This window comes from Taibaiella koreensis, from assembly GCF_003545715.1.
Classification (GTDB): domain Bacteria; phylum Bacteroidota; class Bacteroidia; order Chitinophagales; family Chitinophagaceae; genus Taibaiella; species Taibaiella koreensis.
Genome location: NZ_QVNU01000002.1, coordinates 304405 through 322828, shown reverse-complemented (window position 1 = coordinate 322828; position 18424 = coordinate 304405). Strand labels below are relative to the sequence as shown.

Below are 18424 nucleotides of genomic sequence, written 5' to 3'. Positions count from 1 at the left end.
TTTATGAGCGCAATGCTTTCCATCAACTATATCGAATTCAGCTGCCGGCGTATACCTGAGATCAAGGCTTTTTACCATGCAGCCTTTGGCTGGACCTTTACTGACTATGGGCCAGACTATGTAGCCTTTAATGACGGTAAGCTGGATGGCGGGTTTTCCCATAATGAGCAGCATGCACCAGGAGGTAGCCCCTTGGTGATCTTATATACAACGGCTCTGGAGGAAGCGCGGGAAAAGGTTAAAACCAGCGGCGGAACGATAACCGAAGACATATTTGCCTTCCCCGGCGGCCGGCGCTTTCACTTTGCCGATCCCGACGGTAATGTGCTGGCGGTATGGAGCGACAAGGAATAAGGCCCGAATTCATTAAATTTGCAGCGCTTCTCCGTGAAGCAGAAATTTTGCAACGACGAGATACAACAGGTATCTAACTATACAACAAAGTATTTAATGAGCACGATTAAGCCTTTCCTGCGCCTCAGTGGCCTGGAACCCCTTGTAGTAAGGCCCGAGACCAATTTTATCAATGTAGGAGAGCGCACCAATGTGACCGGCTCCAAGAAATTTGCCCGCCTCATTCGCGAGGAGCAATACGAGGAGGCCCTCAGTGTAGCCCGCCAGCAGGTGGAGAGCGGCGCCCAGGTGCTGGATATCAACATGGACGATGCGCTGCTGGATGGTGTAAAAGCCATGACCACCTTCGTCAACCTGGTGCAGAGCGAGCCGGATATTGCCCGTATCCCTATCATGCTCGACTCCTCCAAATTTGAGATCATAGAGGCCGGCCTCAAATGTATCCAGGGCAAGTGTATCGTCAACTCCATCTCCATGAAAGAAGGAGAGGCAAAATTTATTAAAGAAGCCCGCATCTGCAAAGCCTTCGGCGCCGCCGTTATCGTCATGGCCTTCGACGAGGTAGGGCAGGCCGATACCAAAGACAGGAAGGTAGAGATCTGTCACCGGGCATATAAGATACTTACAAAACAAGTAGGCTTTCCTCCCCAGGACATCATTTTTGATCCCAATATATTTGCAGTAGCTACCGGTATTGAAGAGCATAATAATTATGCGGTCGACTTTATCGAGGCTACCCGTGAGATCAAGCGTCTGATGCCCCTGGCCAAGATCAGCGGTGGTGTGAGCAATGTTTCCTTTTCCTTTCGCGGCAACGACCACGTAAGGGAAGCGATACACAGCGTATTCCTTTACTACGCCATTAAAGCAGGCATGGATATGGGCATTGTAAACGCCGGGCAACTGGTCGTTTACGATGAGATAGAGCCACGGCTACGGCAGCTGTGCGAAGATGTGCTGCTCAACCGCAACAATGAGCATAATGAAACGACCGAGGCGCTGATCGCTTTCGCCGAAACCGTAAAGGCCAAAGGCAAAGAAACGGTGAAAGACGAAACCTGGCGTAAGGCCACGGTCGAAGAGCGCCTGAAGCATTCGCTGGTCAACGGCATTACCGACTACATCGATGAAGATACGGAAGAGGCCCGCCTCCGGTACGACAGGCCGCTCCAGGTGATCGAAGGGCCGCTGATGGACGGGATGAATGTAGTGGGCGACCTGTTTGGCAGTGGAAAGATGTTCCTGCCGCAGGTGGTGAAGAGCGCCAGGGTAATGAAAAAAAGCGTGGCTTACCTGCTGCCCTTCATTGAGCAGGAAAAACGGGACAATCCCAACGCCCGGCAAAGCGGCGCTGCGAAAATACTGATGGCCACCGTTAAGGGCGATGTACACGATATCGGCAAAAATATCGTGGGTGTCGTTTTAGGTTGTAACGGCTATGATATCATCGACCTGGGCGTTATGGTTCCCGCAGATAAAATATTGGACGAGGCCGAAAAGCACCAGGCCGACATCATAGGCCTCAGCGGTCTCATCACGCCTTCGCTCGATGAGATGGTGCATGTGGCTGCGGAAATGAACCGGCGCGGTATGAAGCAGCCCTTACTCATTGGCGGAGCTACCACATCGCGCATGCATACCGCCGTAAAGATCGCACCCGGCTACGGGCATGGCGTGATCCACGTGCTGGATGCCTCCCGCAGCGTTACGGTTGCCGGCCAGCTGCTGAGCGAAGAGACCAAGGGCGCTTTCCTGGATACGTTAAAGACGGAATACGATCAGCTGCGGGAAGACTTCAACAGCAAAAGAGCCGTAAAGCAATACATCAGCTACGCGGAAGCATCGGCCAACCGTATGCCCATCGACTGGGATAGCTTTACACCCACGAAGCCCGCCTTTAACGGCGCTAAAGTGCTACGCAATGTAGACCTGAATGCCATAAGGCCTTATATCGACTGGACTCCATTCTTCATTTCATGGGAAATGAAAGGCAAGTTCCCGGCCATTCTCAGCGATGAACATGCCGGCAAGGAGGCTACACGGCTGTACAATGATGCCAATGCGATGCTGGACAAGATCATCGCTGATAACTGGCTGCAGGCGCATGGTGTAGCCGGCTTCTGGCCGGCTGCGGCTACAGGGCCCGATACGATTACTTTGTATAACGAAGACGGCAGCGTGCTGGAGCAACTGGAGATGTTGCGCCAGCAGATCAAAAAGGCAGCTGGACAACCGAGCTTCTCCCTGGCCGATTTTGTAAAGCCTGCGCAGCAAGCCGAAGATTATATGGGTGCCTTTGCAGTAAGCATTGCCGGTATCGAGCCCCATATCAAACGGTTTAACGAGGCGCTTGACGACTACAACAAAATACTGCTGCAAGCCCTGGCCGATCGCCTGGTGGAGGCCTTTGCAGAGTACCTGCATCTTAAAGTACGCAAGGAGTACTGGGGTTATGCGCAAGACGAGGCATTGAACCAGGATGCACTTATTAAAGAAACCTACCAGGGCATACGCCCTGCGCCGGGCTATCCCGCCTGCCCCGACCATACAGAAAAAAACAAGCTGTTTGAACTGATGCAGGTGAAGGAGCATACCGGTATTGAGCTCACCGAGCACCTGGCCATGTATCCGGCCGCATCGGTATGCGGCTGGTATTTTTCGCATCCGCAAAGCATTTATTTCGGAGTGGGCAAAATAAGCGAAGATCAGTTCCAGGACTACTTGTCGCGCAAAGGTCTGCCGGAAGCAGCATTGCGGAAATGGCTGCAGCCAAACATGGAATAAAAGCACTCAAAAGCCTTTAAAATAACAGATGATCAAGGTAATCAAAGTGACGGACGAGGCCGCATTAAAGCAGGCCTTGACCATCAGGGATATTGTTTTTGTACAGGAGCAGGGATGCCCCTCCGACCTGGAGCACGAGAACGATGATATCGCGGTACATTTTCTTGCCGCCATTAACGGCATTCCTGCCGGTGCCGCACGTTGGCGCCGCACCGATGCCGGCTTTAAGCTCGAACGTTTTGCGGTATTGCCTGCCTTCAGGGGCAAAGGCATCGCTACGGCCATGATCTCGGCAGTGCTGGCCGACCTGCCGGCCGATGCAGCCTATATTTACCTGCACGCACAGGTCGATGCAGTGCCGGTATACGAGCAGAACGGATTTGTAAAAAGCGGCGATAGCTTTGAAGAGGCCGGGATATGGCATTATAAAATGACGCGGCTGCAAGCCTAGCGCTGCTTGTAGCTTTCCATCGGGCTGGAGTCAACCCTTAATTTAGCCTTTCTTTAATAAAAGGCTGGTGATGAAGCCTAAATAATTGGTAAAGACACAGAGGCTGGCTTGTAACTGCTCTATATTCGCCGTGGATAAAACAACACATACTGTATGAAAAAGTTATCGGTCATCTTATTGCTCGCAGCATCTTCGGCGGTTTATGCACAATCTCCTTTGCGGTTTGGTGTTAAAGCCGGAGCCAATATCTCACGCATCGGCATAGCTAATAGCAATGTTAGCATGGGTAAGCCTTCCAGCTCTTTCGGGCCCGGTGTTTATGCCGGTGGCCTGCTGGAAATTTCAGGCCCGGCGGGATCCAAGCTCAAAGGGCAGATCGAAGCACTTTATTCTTATCACACCGTAAAGAATACGTACGCGTCGGGACCGGCAAAAGTGGAGCAGAAAACCAATCTTTCCCAGATCTCCGTACCGCTGATGATCCGGTATTTCCCCATTCCGTCGCTGAGCTTCAATGCCGGGGCTTCCGTTAACTTTAATGTGGCCAGTAAAACGAAGGTGGGCGAGGTGACCCTGGATCATGGCGACCTGGACGATCTGCAAACCATCCAGGTAGGCGTATTGGCCGGCGCTACCTACTATATCTACAAAGGCTTTTTTGTAGATGCGCGGTATAATTATTTCTTCGGTAGCGTATATAAGAAGGATAAAACTAACGATCCCAGCTACCGCTTAAGCGCGATACAGATCGGGCTGGGGTATAAGTTCAGGTATTGATAAAATCTGACTATCCGTATATAAGAGACGAAGCCGGTCCTTGAGCTCGTCGAAAGGACAAAGACGATGCTTCGACAGGCTCAGCAACCGCTTCTGGTGGGGATTTCACATCCGGATATTCGCTTAATAGAGATTGTTGATCCAATGGATTGTTGAGCGGTTACCGGTAAACGGATAGCCGCTCTTTTTGCAGGAGGGGGTGGCGGCCATGCAATATCGGCCGCTCCGGCGCGTTCTAAAAGGCTGACAGAAGTCCCCGACCATGAACATACCACGGCCTGTATTTTTTTATTTTCCCACAACATTGTGTTTGTGCCTGGCGCTCTTTGTACCGGCAACAACGCCTGCGCAACGTCCCAGAATTCATATGGCTATGGAGGCTCTGGTATCGGGCAAAATACCCATTATCTCGGCCAAGGGCACTTCTTTCGGGCTTTGGGGCAGTACCGGGTTCAGCCTCATTACTATCGTGGACGGCACCGAAGAAAATGCCCTGGCATTGCGCAACAGGCTGGGCTTCCAGGTCGACTTTACCCGCTACAACGTGCCGGGCTTCGGCTCTTTTGCCGTGGACAGGGCCAGCATTATCGTGAATCCCGAGGTCATGGTATCGACGGCAAAGGAAAGGCTGAAATGGATGGCCGGAATCGGTGCGGAGTTTAACGGCTACTTCCTGGCGCAGCTGCAGGAAGGCAGTAGTTCACCTGTGGATAATGAATTTATTGATCAGTCGCGGAGACGTATCCTTCCCTTTATCTCCGGCGGGATACAGTATGATCTGCGATACGATTTTCGCCTGCACATCTTCCTGAGGCAAATGCTACTGGATGCCTTCCGCGATAACACGGCGCTCTATCTCCGGGGCAATGCCGACAAACCCGATCTGAAGCTGAACCAGCAACCCACTTATTTTGGTTTCGGCCTTTCTTATTTCTTTGGTGCGGATAGGGACTAGCAGCTAGCTATATCGATCTTAAAAAAGGCCGCCCTTCCGGCGGCCATAATGATAATGATCTGAAATATTATTCTTCGGTAGCAGTGGTACGACTTCTGCGGTACCAGATAAGGCCCACGGTGACCATAAAGATGAGGGGAATGGAAGCCAGGTAAACGATCCCGCTATTCAATCCCTGTGCGCTGCTGGCGCCCAGGCCCGCAGCTGTTTGGGTACATACGGTGCAGCCTTGTGCTATCGCTTCGTGGTAACCACCGGCGAGCAGCATCGCCAGCATTAATCCCATCCTTTTCATAAGGCAAAGGTAGCTAAAAAACGGGTTGGCCGCAAAATAGGTACTGCAAGCCTAGAGGATGGCCTTGACCACATTGTAGACTACTTTGGGCTTACCCAGGGTATAAAAATGTAATACCGGTACTTTCTTCGCCAGCAATTCGCGGCACTGCGCGATCAGCCATTCGGTACCTACCAGCTCACAATCTGCATCGGTCTTACACTTCAGCATTTCGTTGGTAAATTCCTGGGGAATGTCTACGTGGAAAATGCTGGGGATCATGCTCAGCTGCTTTTTATTGGTAAGCGGCTTCAGGCCCGGTACGATAGGTACGTGTATGTTGGCATTCTTGCAATTTTCCAGGTATTTGAAATAGCTGTTGTTGTTGAAGAACATCTGTGTCGTAATATAGTCGGCGCCGGCGGCGATCTTTTGCTGGAGGTAATGCAGGTCGAGCTCCATATTGGCTGCCTCGAAATGTTTTTCGGGATAGCCTGCTACGCCAATACAGAAGTCCGTTTTGCCGGCATCCACGATATCTTCCTCCAGGTAATGACCTTCGTTAAGGTTCACCACCTGCTGCACCAGCTCCACAGCATACCGGTGTCCCTGCGGATGCGGCGCAAAGAATTTTTCATTGCCCGGAGAGTCGCCTCTGAGCGCGAGCACATTGTCGATACCCAGGTAGTGCAGGTCGATCAGCGCGTTTTCGGTCTCTTCCTTGGCAAAGCCGCCGCAGATGAGGTGCGGCACCGCATCTACGCGATAACGGTTCATGAGCGCTGCGCAAATGCCTACCGTACCCGGACGTTTGCGGATCTCTACCCGGTCAAAGCTGCCGTCGGCGCGCCGTTTATAGGTTTGCTCGGCGCGATGGTAGGTAACATTAATAAAGGAAGGCTTGAATTCCATCAGCGGATCCAGATTGCTGAAGATGTTGTCGATGCTCTTACCTTTTACAGGCGGCAATATCTCAAAGGAGACCAGCGGCTTGGTAGCGCCGGCAATGTGTTCCGTTACTTTCATCGGAAAATAAGAATAAACAGTTTTTAGTAAATGGGATGCTTAAACAGGCTGCAAAGGTAAACAACGGTTACTTACCTTGCTATAGGCAGGCATAAATATAGCACAAGACGGCTGGATAGCTGGAAAACGGGCTGCTCAGCCCGGAGCACAGGTGCTTTATGTTAGAGAAGGAGCTGCCTGCGGCAATTGAAGCACGCTTCTGAAGGCTTAGACTTCCTTGTCGGCGACCTTCTTGCTCAGCACTTCCTTTTCTTCGAGGCAGTGGTTGTATTTTTCAAGCAACTCATAGTATTTCTCCTTCCACTTGGGAAGGTATTCTTCGCCCGGATCTTCGATAACCGGTTTTTGATTATAGCTCTTGAATTCTTCCACCTCGATGCCGAATACTTCATGAAGCCGGTCGAGAAAATTATCCGTTACAGGCTCCTTCTTATTTTCCACATTGGATATATAGGCATGGGTATAACCCATTAGCTGGCCAAATGCCACTTGGGTCAATTTCTTTTCCTTTCTAAACTTTTTAACGTCAATCATCAATAGAGCTTATAAATAAATATTTAAACAATTAGCCGTAAATGTAACTTACATTTATATACATTTGCTTTATGCTTAAAACATGCGCTTTGAGTGCTGTATGTAAAGATAATTGAAAATACTACAAATGTATCAATAATGAGACAACTGAAATATAATATCAGAGAAAGGCTGGATGCGCTTAACCGCAGAGAGCATGAAATAATGATGCGCCGCCTGCTGGAAGCGGTGCTGCCGGCCTCGCGCAGCACCTTTTACCGCTGGATCAATACAGGCGCCGGCGATGTATTTCAGATCCCCTATACAAAGCAGCTGAAGATTGCAGTGCTGTTTGGCTGCACAGTAGATGAGCTGAGCTATGTACCCTAAATCCCGTATGCCGCTACCTGCAAATTGAACTTACATGTAACTAAAGATTGTTGCGCCGGACTGCTATTTTTGACCATGCAGCCTTTGAGTTACGAGGTAATACGCCAGCTCATTTACTTTTAAGGAAAAATTTCTACGGTGCTATTGTGTGCCGCCTGATTTGGAACTCCTGCTCCCGGGCGGGACATTGTTTTTGCATGTCCTGTTACCTTGTGAGAAAAGACATAGCCGGTAGTACCAACCAGGCTGATAAAATACGTTTCAATTGTTGTATTTTAGATATCCGGATTTTTGCCTGGGTTGGCTCCGACGTCTCTTTGTCCTACGGTTAAAAATATGCCGCTTGCCTTCGGGGCGGAATACAAGTGCGAAGGCAAACGTGCCTGTACACGTAAAATGACAGCGCTTCGGCAGCAGGCGATTATTGCGGCTAAAACCAAACCAAACTATTATGAAAAAGATCAAGATGGGTCTGGGAAAACTCCAGTTCAAAAAAGAAGTGATCAGCAGCCTTTCCAACGACAAATCCTACAAGGTGATCGGCGGCGGTGTTACGGATGTGGCCACTTGTGTGTCCAATTGCCAGACAGCCTGCAATACGGTTTGCCTGGATTGTTCTTTTATCCCCACCGGTTGCCCGCCACCACCGCAGAGCACCGATCCTACCTGCTCCGCGCAAAGTGGCCACTGCCCCTCTTTGCTGGGCTGCGGTACCATTGGCTAACCGTGCCAGGAAATAGTGAATAAGTATAACAGCGCCGTCACGCGCTGTTTTTTTGATGCTGGCATTTTCCCATTAAGCATAATTTAGAAAAGCAAAAACAGCGATGGTTATGCTACATAGCTGCTCCGGGATAAACCGCTGATGAGCCGCTCCCGGGGCCGGTAGAAAAAGAAAAATAGCAGGTATATTGTTATCGGTAACTTTTCCGTAATTTGGATGCTCGCTATTTTTTGCAATAGAGTATTGTGGCCGGTTCATGCTGTTCCGCATACTTAAAAAACGGCGCGCCGAATGATCCGGGCCAAACAGGGTCGTTAACCAAAACACACGCACAAAATGAAAAAGCGCAATCCTTTTGCACAATCTGCACGCGGCAGCTGCTACCACCGCACAGTCGCCGCTACACGCAGATAAGCCAGCTTTGTTTCGAAACATTACTTTATAGACAGGAAGTACATTTTCCTGTGGTTACTACCGGATAACCTGCTCCGTACCGGAGCTGTACCTATGCTCAATAAATCCCTGAAATACAGGATCGGTAATCTTTTATCGCTGATCCATCGCGATGTGTACGCAACCGCGGCGTATGATGCCGGTCTTTGCTACATGCCTCTATGTTCCTTCATGTTCCGGTATACGGGAAACCCTGTATTTTGGAAAACCATGGAATTCCGGATCGCGAAAACCCTGAACTTTACTGCCGCCATACCACAATCCGGAGGGTTGGGGAAATACAATCGCAGTAACAAGCAATACGGAACCGGTTATGGTTTTCCTCTGGGTCGGATGGCATTTGCCCGGAGCTGAACGGGTGATTTCCCCCGTATTTTAGTCTATATGGCTTCCCGCAGGGTTGAAAATCGTAACTTCATTTTCCTGTGATGGGGAAGCCTCCGGATATAGGGAATAAAAATTTATGAAACTTTAATTATGTAAATTGATAGCTTCGTACCCGCGTCAATTTTGTTGTTTAAACCAGATATCGCTATGTTAAAACATTTTTCAAACATACTGTTACGTACGCCGCTACAAAGTCTTAAGTTGTCGTACCAACCCTTGTCTGAGACCGGTCCTATTTTCCAGGAGGGACTTTATCTTTCTTCGCCGGAGTATTGGAACGAATTTCTGAAGCGTGATGAGCTGAAAGGGAAGGATAAAGAAAAGCTAGAGCTGAGCTTTGCCAAGTACTGGCTGCGCAGCTGTTCCCGTTGCACACCCTATGGTACTTTTGCCGGAAGCCTTATGGTACCGGTAACGGAAGAGGGTACCAAGATTACCCTGGCCGATAACAGCACGCACATGCGCCGCCTGCGTCTCGATATGAACTACATGTCGGGTATCATACAGGTGCTGGAGCAGCAATCGGGCCTGCAGGAGCAGCTGAAGTTCTATACCAACAACAGCTTGTATGAGCTACCCGACGGTTTCCGCTATGCCGAATATACTATCGACAACAATACCCGAAGCTATCACCTCACCTCCATTGAAAAAACAGACTACATACAGTCGGTACTGGAGCGGGCCCGGACCGGCGCCGGTATTGCCGAGCTGGCAGCGCTGATCTGTGCGCAGGAAGATGTAACAGTAGAGGAAGCCCGGGAGTTCATCTTGAGCATGATCCAGTCGCAGCTGCTAATCTCGGAGCTGGAGCCCTGTGTTACGGGCCAGGAGCCGCTCGACCAGCTGATCGACCAGCTGCAGGCCTTTTCCGGTGTAGAGGAAGTGCTGGGAAAGTTGAAAAAGATCCAGGGTATGATCCGCGAGCCGCAGGAAGGTGTAGCCTATCTGCAACAGATCGAGCAGGAGCTTAAAGACCTGGGGCTGGCTCTGGAGGTGCCTAAAAATACACTGCAGACCGATCTGTATTTATCGGTGGCGCAGAACTCGGTGAATAAAGAGTTGATCGAAGCTGTGGTGAAGCAGGCGGAAGAGCTTACCGTGCTGGCCCGGCAGGGAAAGAACGCCGAGCTGGACGATTTCAAAAAGAATTTTTTCAGCCGCTACGAAGAAGGCGAAGTGCCACTGGCTATTATCCTGGATGCCGACCTCGGCTTGGGCTATGCCGGTGTGAGAGACGAATCGGCTGGCGGTGGCCCCCTTGTAGACGATATAGGCTATGCCGGTCAGGGTGGCGGCGGCGGCGAGTTTGACTACCTGCAGCAGTATACACTCAGCAAGTACAACGACTACCTGAAGCATAAGAAGCCGGTAATCGAATTGAAGCCCGAGGAGCTGAAGGAATTCGAGGGCCGTATTGCCTCCTTCCGTTTTGCCAACAGCATTCATGTGATGGGCAGCCTTATGAAGAAGGATGCACAGCTGGATCCCGAACATTTTTCTTTTGACCTTTCGGGTATGGGCGGCCCCTCTGCCGGCAACCTGTTGGGTCGCTTCACTTCGGGCAGCGATGTATTGCGCGACTTTACCCGCACAATCCTGAAGGAGGAAGAGACCGAGTATAAAGACGCGATATATGCCGAGATCGCACACCTGCCGCAGGCACGTATCGGTAATATCCTGCTGCGCCCGGTATTGCGTGGTTACGAGATTCCTTATATCGGTAAATCCGGTATTGATGCAGCACACCAGATCCCTGTTGAGGACCTGATGGTAAGCGTGCGTAATAACGAGGTGGTGCTGAGAAGCAAGAGCCTTAATAAAAGAGTAATTCCGAGGCTGACTACCGCGCACAATTTCGGTTACCGGAGCCTTCCTGTATATAAATTCCTCTGCGACCTGCAGATGCAGGGTCTTTCTTTTGCAGGCGTATGGGACTGGGGCAACCTGGCAGCGCTGAAGCAATTGCCCCGCGTGGTATACAAAGACCTGATCCTGTATAAGGCTACCTGGAAGGTTGAAGAAAAGGAGATCAACGATCTGCCGAAAGAGAAAGAAAACCAGAAAGCCTTTCTGGATAAATGGCGGGACGAAAGCAATATACCGCAACGGGTAGTGTACAAGGAGGGCGACAACGAGCTGCTGATCGATTTTGGCGAAGATAGTGGTATAGAGCTATTCCTGCATTACCTCAAGCGGTACAAAATGATCACGCTCGAAGAGTTTCTCTTTACCGACGAGAACTGTATTGTCGCAGATAAGGAGGGCAATCCTTTTACCAACGAGATCATTATTCCCCTCAACCGCGAGCCGAAGAAGGAAGAGGCTGCTGCCCCGGTAGCAGGGAAGCAGAAGAAGGGGCAGGAGAAGAAAGAACCTGCTGCTCCTGAGGCTGCAGTTGCTGCAGAACCCCTGGTGCTTGCCGGGGACCGGTCGGCCGTACAAAAGAAGTTCTCGCCTTTCAGTGAATGGTTATATTTCAAGATCTATTGCGGTACCAAGACAGGCGAAAAGGTGCTGAAGGAAAACCTGCTGCCCTTTATCGAATCGGGCCTGGAGCAAGAGCTGTTTGAAAAATTCTTCTTTATCCGTTACCGTGACGATTTTTCGCATCTTCGTTTCCGTTTCTACAATAGTAACCCCGACAAGCAGCTGGAGGTGCAGAAGCAGTTTATGCTATGCCTGCAGCCCCTGCTCGACAGCGGTATGATCGACAAGGTGGCTGTAGACACCTATTCACGCGAGCTGGAGCGGTATCGTCATGAATTTATTGAGGAGGCCGAGCTGTTGTTCCATAACGACAGTCTTGCTATCTTGCGTTTTATCAACCTGCTGGAAGGAGCCGAAGGAGAGCAGTACCGCTTCCTGTTTGCCTTGCGGGGCATCGACTTGCTGCTGAGCGATTTCGGACTGAACCTGGAAGATAAGACTGAGCTGGCCCGCCAGATACAGGGTAGCTTCTTCAGGGAATTCGGCGGACAGGCGCCATTACAAAAGCTACTGAACGATAAGTATCGCAAGCACCAGAAAAGCATCTTCCAGCATATGGACGCGACCAGGGATGTGGAGAATGAGATAGATGAAGCGGTAGCCCTGTTTGCCATACGAACGGAGCAAAATATGCCGGTGATCGAACAAATGAAGGAGAAGCTGAAAGGAAGCGATAGCCGCAAGCTGTTCTTCGAGCTATTACCCAGCTATATCCACATGTTTATGAATCGCTTGTTCGTGGCCCAGCAACGTAAATACGAGCTGGTGATATACCACTTCCTGGAAAGATATTATTCATCACAACTGAGCATACAAAAAAAAGGAAAAACTGATGCCGTTCACCGTTTACAGACAACTTGATGCGATGGACTGCGGTCCCACCTGCCTGCGCATGGTGGCCAAGCACTACGGCAAGAATTACTCCCTGGAATACCTGAGAGAACAATCTTATATAACCCGGGAAGGAGTAAGCCTGCTGGGTATCAGCGAAGCTGCCGAAAAGATCGGTTTTCGTACCCTGGCCGCCAAGATATCCTTTGCACAGTTGGACGAAGAGGCTACGCTGCCTTGTATCCTGCATTGGAACCAGAAGCACTTTGTTGTACTGCCTCCGCAGAATTACGACCGCAATAAAAGGAAAGATAAGATACTGGTAGCCGATCCCGGCCACGGGCTGGTAAAGGTGGATCGCGAGACCTTCCTGCGCAGCTGGCTGGGTGATGGCCGGGAAGGGATCGTGCTGATGCTGGAGCCCACCGAGAACTTTTACCTTACTAAGGAAGATCAGCAGGAAACTAAAGGATTCAAGTTCCTGTTCAGCTACCTGCGCCCCTACCGCAAATTTGTGTTGCAGCTCTTTCTCAGTATTATAGTAGCCAGTGTGCTGTCACTCATCACGCCTTTCCTTACACAGGGCCTGGTGGATTATGGTATCAATCACCAGAACCTAGGGTTTGTATACCTTGTGCTGATCTCGCAGCTGGTGCTCTTTGCCGGAAGTACGGCCATCGAAATGATACGAAGCTGGATCATGCTGCATATGAACAGCCGGATCAACATCAGCATTATCTCCGACTTTCTTATCAAGCTGATGAAGCTCCCGATACGCTTTTTCGACACGAAAATGATAGGCGATATCCATCAGCGTATCGGCGATCATAGCCGTATCCAGAGCTTTCTTACCGGCACTACGCTGTCTACGCTGTTCTCCTTTGTCAACTTGTTCGTGTTCACCATCGTGCTGGCGATATACAGTCTTAAGATCCTGCTGGTATTTACAGTATTCAGCATTGCCTCGATCGGTTGGATCGTATTCTTCCTCAAGAAGAGGAAAGAGCTGGACTATAAACGCTTCCAGCGTATGAGCGATAACGAGAACGTTCTGTTCGAGCTCATTACCGGTATGCAGGAGATCAAGCTTAACAACTGTGAGCGCCCCAAACGATGGGAGTGGGAAAAGGTACAGGCCAAGTTATATAAGATCAGCGTGCAGGGTCTGGCCCTGGGCCAATACCAGCAGGTAGGCTCTGTATTTTTCAACCAGCTTAAGAACATTCTCATTTCCTACATCAGCGCAATCGAGGTAATGAGCGGTAATATGAGTCTTGGTATGATGCTCTCTGTGAGCTACATCATAGGCCAGATGAATAGCCCGCTGGATCAGTTGCTGGGCTTCGTACAGGCTGCGCAGGATGCCAAGATCAGTCTCGACCGCCTGGGCGAGATCCATAACCGGGAAGAAGAAGAGCTGGAAGGCCAGCTGGCTTTGTCGCCGCTGGAAAAGAAATCGGACAGTATCCTTCTGGAAAATGTTTCCTTCCAGTATGGCGGGCCGCAATCGCCCTTTGTGCTGAAGGATATCGACCTGGAAATCCCCGAAGGTAAAGTGACAGCCATCGTAGGATCTAGCGGCAGCGGTAAGACGACCCTGCTGAAATTGCTCCTGCAGTTCTACGATCCTACATCGGGCCGGATTATGGTTGGAGGCAAGGAGCTCAGGCAGCTATCTCCCAAATCCTGGCGCAATGAATGTGGTACCGTAATGCAGGATGGCTTTATCTTTTCCGATACCATAGCCCGTAATATTTCGGTAAGCGACGAGCGTGCAGATATGCAAAAGATCATGCATGCGGTCGAAGTAGCCAATATCCGCGAGTTTGTAGAAGAATTGCCGCTGGGCTTTCAAACCAAGATCGGTAACTCGGGCAATGGCATCAGCGCCGGTCAGAAGCAGCGGATGCAGATTGCAAGGGCAGTGTACAAAGATCCGCAATATCTTTTCTTCGATGAAGCCACCAGCGCCCTGGATGCCAATAATGAAAAGGTGATTATGGAAAATCTGGACCGTTTCTTTGAAGGGAAAACGGTGGTTGTGATCGCGCACCGTTTGAGTACGGTAAAAAACGCCGACCAGATCGTGGTGCTGGAAAAAGGCCAGATGGTGGAAGTAGGTACCCACGCCGAGCTTACCGCCAGTAGGGGCCGCTATTATGAACTGGTCAAAAATCAACTGGAACTGGGCAGTTAACCTGTAGACGATTATGCCTGAAAATAACAACCATACACTGGAAGAACCCCGTACACTGGAGGAGATCCGGCCGGAAGATGATATCCGGAGCGAAGAGGTGCAGGAGATCATGGGGCGTATGCCTTCCTGGATCGTGCGCCGTGGTATCGCCATGGTAGCCATATTGCTTCTTTGTCTGTTCGTCGGTTCGTATTTTTTTAAATATCCCGACATCATCCCGGCGCGGGTAACGATATCTGCAGCAAATCCGCCGGTGAAGCTGGTGGCACGATCCAGCCTGCCGATCCAGAATATCTTTGTCAAAGACAATGAAATGGTCAAGGAAGACCAGTTGCTGTGTATCCTTGCCAATGCTGCAAACTACGATGAAATGCTCAAGGTGGTGCCCCTGGTACAGCAGATCGATACCGCACTTGATCTTGCCGCACTCTCACTGGCGGTCGACCTGCCGGCCGGATTACACCTGGGCGATCTGCAGTCGGTATATGCCGAGTTGATCCAGGCCCTCCAGGATTACCGCTTCTACCTTAAACACAATGTTTACGGCGCTACCGTAGACAACCTGCAAAAACAGGTGACTTACAACAACCAACTGAACCGTGAATTGAGCACTAAGGACAGAATGCTGAAGGAACAATTGGAACTGCAGCATCGTCGCTTCTCAGCCGATTCGGACCTGGTAAAGAATAAGGTGATCTCCCGTGTGGAGTATGAGCAGTCGCGCAAGCAGATGCTCGATCAGCAAATGAATACGGAAGGTAACAAGAGCAATATTATCCAGAACAGTCTTCAACAGGCCCAATACGAGAAGAACATTACCGACATCCGGCAACAGCAGCGCAGCGAAGAAAATAACCTGCAGCAAAAGCTGAAGGATGTGGCTACCCGCTTCCTGGGACAATATGCGCAATGGGAGCAAAGCTATATCCTGCGTAGTCCCACAGCAGGTAAGGTCACCTTTTTCCGTTACTGGAAAGAGAACCAGTTTGTACAGGCAGGAGAAGGCGTAATGATGGTGGTGCCACCTGCCCAGGAATATGTTGTGCGTGGAGATATCGGTATCGACCGTTCGGGCAAGATCGAAGCAGGTCAGAAGGTGCTGATCAAACTTACGGCCTATCCCTTTGAAGAATACGGTATGTTACGAGGCATAGTTGTCTCCCGTTCTGCAGTGGCGATGGATAGCACCTTTGTGCTGGAAATCAAGCTGGAAAACGGATTGAAGACCAATGCCGGCAAAGCAATACCGGCGCAGCCCCAGCTTTTTGGTTTAGGAGAGATCATGACTGAAGATAAAAGTGTGTTGCAACGCCTGTTTGAAAAAGTATACGGCAAGTGGCGACGTTAGCTGTCGCTGCACATTCATCTGCGTAAGGTATTTCCTACATAGTTGGTAGCATAAGCAAGCCGTCCCGATAAACGCGGGACGGCTTGTTTTATTAGGCCAGGTTTATAGTCTCCGCCTTATCAATAACATATTGCCTGGTCTACATACGCCTCTGTTGGCGACGTCCGCTGAAGATTGGCAAAGCGGATCCCGGGGCTTGCAACCCGGTATGGCTATACCTTTGTTAGCTATCTTTACGCTATGTTTGAACAGATCGATAAATTTACCGACCAGTGTATCTCCCTTACCGGGGAAGAGCGGGAGCAGTTCCATGCGCTGCTGAAGTTCCGCCGGATCCGGAAGCGCAGCTACCTGCTCCAGGAAGGAGAAGTATGCGATTTCGAAGCGTATATAGTTAAAGGATGTCTCCGCACCTATTACCTTAGCGAAGATGGTACAGAGACGATCTTGTCCTTTGCGGTTGAAGACTGGTGGGTAAGCGATCTGTATAGCTTCACCGAGCAGCAACCATCAGATATGTTCATAGAGGCGATCGAGGACAGCGAGCTGCTGATCATCGACCGTAAGAGCAAGGCAATGCTCTACGAGAAGATCCCCAAGTTTGAAACGCTGTTCCGCCTGCTGGTCCAACGTTCCCTGTTTGCCTTGCAACGTCGCTTCCATAGCCTGGTATCCCAAACGGCAGAGCAGCGCTACCTTGCTTTCATGGAGAAATACCCACACATTGCGCAACGGGTTCCGCAGAACCAGATCGCCCGCTACCTGGGTGTATCGCCGGAGTTTTTAAGCAGGGTGAGAAGCGGGATACTTAAGAAGAAATAGGTATATCCACACTTATCCGAAGATGAGCCCGTTGGCCAGGTCCAGTTCTTCCCTGCTGATCGTATGCCCCATGTTGGCGTATATTTTTTCGGTAACGGTTGCACCCATGCTTTCCAGCATACGGGTCGTCTCTTTCACCCGCTGAACCGGAACGTGTATGTCGGGATCACTGCTGCCGATAAAGACCGGCATGCCATCGAAAATGCCGGAGTAATTTGCGGGATAAATACGGTCGCCAATAAGGCCGCCGGTGAAAGCGGCGGCTCCGCCATATTTCATGGCGTTCCGCGCCAGGAATTCTAGCATCAGACAAGCGCCCTGCGAGAAGCCGAGAAAACAGATCTGCTCCGGCCTCATTCCCTTCCTGAGTATACCAGCCACCAGCTGTTGCAGCAGGTTTAATGCCGAAGACAATGAGGGCTCATTCTGTGCCGGTGGGGCCAGGAAAGATTGCGGGTACCAGGTATGACCGGTAGCCTGCGGCGCCATCAACGCATAGCCGGCGACATTCAGGTGTTCCGCAAGCGATAGTATGTCGGCTGCAGAACCGCCTCTGCCGTGTATCATGATCAATGCCCTGGACGCCGTTTCCAGGCTGGCCCCGGCTGTTGCCAGGTTTTCTTTGTGCATAACATTCATTTGAATAGGTAAAGTATACAGGAGCATTGCCGGAGCATGCTCCTGCTTCATTCATTTAACCTTGCTGCCGCAGGGATGGCAAGGACCTTTCGATCTCTGCCCTGGCCGGCTCATATTGCTTTGGCAGCTTCAGACCCTTGCCTAGCTCGGCGAGCGGCTCATCTACGGTAAATCCGGGATTGTCGGTGGCAATTTCAAAGAGCACCCCACCCGGCTCGCGGAAATACAGCGAGAAAAAATAGTCCCTGTCGATCTGCGGTGTGATCTGCAATCCTTTGCTGAGCACTTTTTCCCGGTAAGCCATTTGGGCATTGCTATCGGCGACCCTGAAGGCGATATGGTGATTGGTGCCAGCGGCATTGCGGCCTGGCTTACCATCCGGCGTTTCCAGCAGATCGACTATCGCAGCGTCCGGCACCGCGTCAGTAATAAACCGGTACCGGTTTCCCTCCTGCGACAGCAGGCGATAACCAAAGATGTCGGTCAGCACACGCGCCGTGGGATCAATGGCTTTCAGGGTTAGGGTAGCGCTGTGAAAGCCTTTGGTGGCTGCTTCCGGACCTATTTCCCCACTTGTCCATCCTGGCCGGCTATCGTTCTTATCCGGGACCAGTAAAGCCAGGTTCAGTCCATCGGGATCGGTAAAAGAGAGAAATGTTTCCCCGAAGCGCTCCCCTGTTTCTGTAGAAGGGACCTGCAGGCGGGTAAAGTGGTCCCTCCAGAAGTCCAGGCTTCCGGCCGGTACCGAGTAGCCTATCTCTGTAGCCATGCCGGTGCCGGTATGGCCCTGGCCTATGCCTTCCCAGGGGAAGAAAGTAAGAATGGTGCCCGGTGTGCCCGTCTCATTACCATAGTAGAAGTGATAGGTGCCGGGATCATCGAAGTTCACGGTTTTCTTGACCATTCTCAGGCCGAGGGCCTGGGTATAGAAATCGTAGTTGCGTTGCGCGTTGCCTGCTATCGCCGTGATATGGTGCAGGCCCAGTATGCGTGATTCATTCATTGTATTGGA

At 50.8% G+C, this 18424-nt stretch carries 16 protein-coding genes; 11 read left to right on the top strand and 5 right to left on the bottom strand.

What is annotated here, in order from left to right:
• Nucleotides 1-3: 3 nt before the first annotated feature.
• The 5 genes from DZK30_RS08405 to DZK30_RS08385 all read left to right on the top strand — a co-directional run bounded on the left by DZK30_RS08405 (nucleotide 4) and on the right by DZK30_RS08385 (nucleotide 5321).
• Nucleotides 4-354: a VOC family protein gene (locus DZK30_RS08405; protein ID WP_118973680.1), complete on the top strand. Its 351-nt coding sequence runs from the start codon at nucleotides 4-6 to the stop codon at nucleotides 352-354.
• A gap of 33 nt (nucleotides 355-387) precedes the next feature.
• On the top strand, nucleotides 388-3138 hold the full coding sequence (gene metH / locus DZK30_RS08400) for a methionine synthase (RefSeq protein ID WP_240432887.1): 2751 nt from the start codon (nucleotides 388-390) through the stop codon (nucleotides 3136-3138).
• A gap of 28 nt (nucleotides 3139-3166) precedes the next feature.
• Nucleotides 3167-3589, top strand: a complete 423-nt coding sequence (locus DZK30_RS08395; protein ID WP_118973679.1) for a GNAT family N-acetyltransferase — start codon at nucleotides 3167-3169, stop codon at nucleotides 3587-3589.
• Between the two features lie 153 nt (nucleotides 3590-3742).
• On the top strand, nucleotides 3743-4366 hold the full coding sequence (locus DZK30_RS08390) for a porin family protein (protein WP_118973678.1): 624 nt from the start codon (nucleotides 3743-3745) through the stop codon (nucleotides 4364-4366).
• 262 nt (nucleotides 4367-4628) lie between these two features.
• Nucleotides 4629-5321 carry a hypothetical protein gene (locus DZK30_RS08385; RefSeq protein ID WP_162902948.1) on the top strand — a complete coding sequence of 231 codons (693 nt, stop codon included), beginning with the start codon at nucleotides 4629-4631 and terminating at the stop codon, nucleotides 5319-5321.
• 67 nt (nucleotides 5322-5388) lie between these two features.
• Here the strand turns inward: DZK30_RS08385 and DZK30_RS08380 are convergent, their stop codons facing one another.
• The 3 genes from DZK30_RS08380 to DZK30_RS08370 all read right to left on the bottom strand — a co-directional run bounded on the left by DZK30_RS08380 (nucleotide 5389) and on the right by DZK30_RS08370 (nucleotide 7155).
• Entirely contained in the window at nucleotides 5389-5616 is a 228-nt protein-coding gene (locus DZK30_RS08380; protein ID WP_162902947.1) for a hypothetical protein, read from the bottom strand.
• Nucleotides 5617-5667: 51 nt separating this feature from the next.
• Nucleotides 5668-6621, bottom strand: coding sequence for a methylenetetrahydrofolate reductase [NAD(P)H] (gene metF / locus DZK30_RS08375; RefSeq protein ID WP_118973675.1), 954 nt, complete (start codon nucleotides 6619-6621; stop codon nucleotides 5668-5670).
• Nucleotides 6622-6828: 207 nt separating this feature from the next.
• Nucleotides 6829-7155, bottom strand: a complete 327-nt coding sequence (locus DZK30_RS08370) for a helix-turn-helix domain-containing protein (protein ID WP_118973674.1) — start codon at nucleotides 7153-7155, stop codon at nucleotides 6829-6831.
• 138 nt (nucleotides 7156-7293) lie between these two features.
• Here DZK30_RS08370 and DZK30_RS08365 point away from each other — a divergent pair, with 138 nt between their 5' ends.
• From DZK30_RS08365 to DZK30_RS08330, 6 genes are all read left to right on the top strand, one after another.
• Complete coding sequence (locus tag DZK30_RS08365) at nucleotides 7294-7524, top strand: hypothetical protein (RefSeq protein ID WP_162902946.1); 231 nt, start codon at nucleotides 7294-7296, stop codon at nucleotides 7522-7524.
• Between the two features lie 451 nt (nucleotides 7525-7975).
• Complete coding sequence (locus DZK30_RS08360) at nucleotides 7976-8248, top strand: class I lanthipeptide (protein WP_118973672.1); 273 nt, start codon at nucleotides 7976-7978, stop codon at nucleotides 8246-8248.
• A gap of 987 nt (nucleotides 8249-9235) precedes the next feature.
• Complete coding sequence (locus DZK30_RS08345) at nucleotides 9236-12436, top strand: lantibiotic dehydratase (protein WP_118973669.1); 3201 nt, start codon at nucleotides 9236-9238, stop codon at nucleotides 12434-12436.
• Nucleotides 12408-14603: a peptidase domain-containing ABC transporter gene (locus DZK30_RS08340; protein ID WP_118973668.1), complete on the top strand. Its 2196-nt coding sequence runs from the start codon at nucleotides 12408-12410 to the stop codon at nucleotides 14601-14603. Before DZK30_RS08345 ends, DZK30_RS08340 begins: the two co-directional genes overlap by 29 nt.
• A 13-nt stretch (nucleotides 14604-14616) precedes the next feature.
• Nucleotides 14617-15951: an HlyD family secretion protein gene (locus DZK30_RS08335; RefSeq protein WP_118973667.1), complete on the top strand. Its 1335-nt coding sequence runs from the start codon at nucleotides 14617-14619 to the stop codon at nucleotides 15949-15951.
• 240 nt (nucleotides 15952-16191) lie between these two features.
• The gene (locus tag DZK30_RS08330; RefSeq protein ID WP_118973666.1) at nucleotides 16192-16773 is read left to right on the top strand and encodes a Crp/Fnr family transcriptional regulator; all 582 of its coding nucleotides are present in this window, start codon (nucleotides 16192-16194) and stop codon (nucleotides 16771-16773) included.
• A gap of 12 nt (nucleotides 16774-16785) precedes the next feature.
• Here DZK30_RS08330 and DZK30_RS08325 read toward each other — a convergent pair whose 3' ends face one another.
• Nucleotides 16786-17403 (bottom strand): alpha/beta hydrolase, encoded by a 618-nt coding sequence (locus DZK30_RS08325; RefSeq protein WP_118974019.1) that lies wholly within the window; start codon nucleotides 17401-17403, stop codon nucleotides 16786-16788.
• 64 nt (nucleotides 17404-17467) lie between these two features.
• Entirely contained in the window at nucleotides 17468-18415 is a 948-nt protein-coding gene (locus DZK30_RS08320) for a ring-cleaving dioxygenase (RefSeq protein ID WP_118973665.1), read from the bottom strand.
• Between the last annotated feature and the right edge of the window lie 9 nt (nucleotides 18416-18424).

What these genes read in the sequence shown, in the direction of transcription:
- DZK30_RS08405 (WP_118973680.1), top strand. Translation starts at nt 4, where the DNA reads ATGAGCGCAATGCTTTCCATCAACTATATCGAATTCAGCTGCCGGCGT.
- DZK30_RS08395 (WP_118973679.1), top strand. Translation starts at nt 3,167, where the DNA reads ATGATCAAGGTAATCAAAGTGACGGACGAGGCCGCATTAAAGCAGGCC.
- DZK30_RS08390 (WP_118973678.1), top strand. Translation starts at nt 3,743, where the DNA reads ATGAAAAAGTTATCGGTCATCTTATTGCTCGCAGCATCTTCGGCGGTT.
- DZK30_RS08385 (WP_162902948.1), top strand. Translation starts at nt 4,629, where the DNA reads ATGAACATACCACGGCCTGTATTTTTTTATTTTCCCACAACATTGTGT.
- DZK30_RS08380 (WP_162902947.1), bottom strand. Translation starts at nt 5,616, where the DNA reads ATGAAAAGGATGGGATTAATGCTGGCGATGCTGCTCGCCGGTGGTTAC.
- metF (WP_118973675.1), bottom strand. Translation starts at nt 6,621, where the DNA reads ATGAAAGTAACGGAACACATTGCCGGCGCTACCAAGCCGCTGGTCTCC.
- DZK30_RS08370 (WP_118973674.1), bottom strand. Translation starts at nt 7,155, where the DNA reads ATGATTGACGTTAAAAAGTTTAGAAAGGAAAAGAAATTGACCCAAGTG.
- DZK30_RS08365 (WP_162902946.1), top strand. Translation starts at nt 7,294, where the DNA reads ATGAGACAACTGAAATATAATATCAGAGAAAGGCTGGATGCGCTTAAC.
- DZK30_RS08360 (WP_118973672.1), top strand. Translation starts at nt 7,976, where the DNA reads ATGAAAAAGATCAAGATGGGTCTGGGAAAACTCCAGTTCAAAAAAGAA.
- DZK30_RS08345 (WP_118973669.1), top strand. Translation starts at nt 9,236, where the DNA reads ATGTTAAAACATTTTTCAAACATACTGTTACGTACGCCGCTACAAAGT.
- DZK30_RS08340 (WP_118973668.1), top strand. Translation starts at nt 12,408, where the DNA reads ATGCCGTTCACCGTTTACAGACAACTTGATGCGATGGACTGCGGTCCC.
- DZK30_RS08335 (WP_118973667.1), top strand. Translation starts at nt 14,617, where the DNA reads ATGCCTGAAAATAACAACCATACACTGGAAGAACCCCGTACACTGGAG.
- DZK30_RS08330 (WP_118973666.1), top strand. Translation starts at nt 16,192, where the DNA reads ATGTTTGAACAGATCGATAAATTTACCGACCAGTGTATCTCCCTTACC.
- DZK30_RS08325 (WP_118974019.1), bottom strand. Translation starts at nt 17,403, where the DNA reads ATGCACAAAGAAAACCTGGCAACAGCCGGGGCCAGCCTGGAAACGGCG.
- DZK30_RS08320 (WP_118973665.1), bottom strand. Translation starts at nt 18,415, where the DNA reads ATGAATGAATCACGCATACTGGGCCTGCACCATATCACGGCGATAGCA.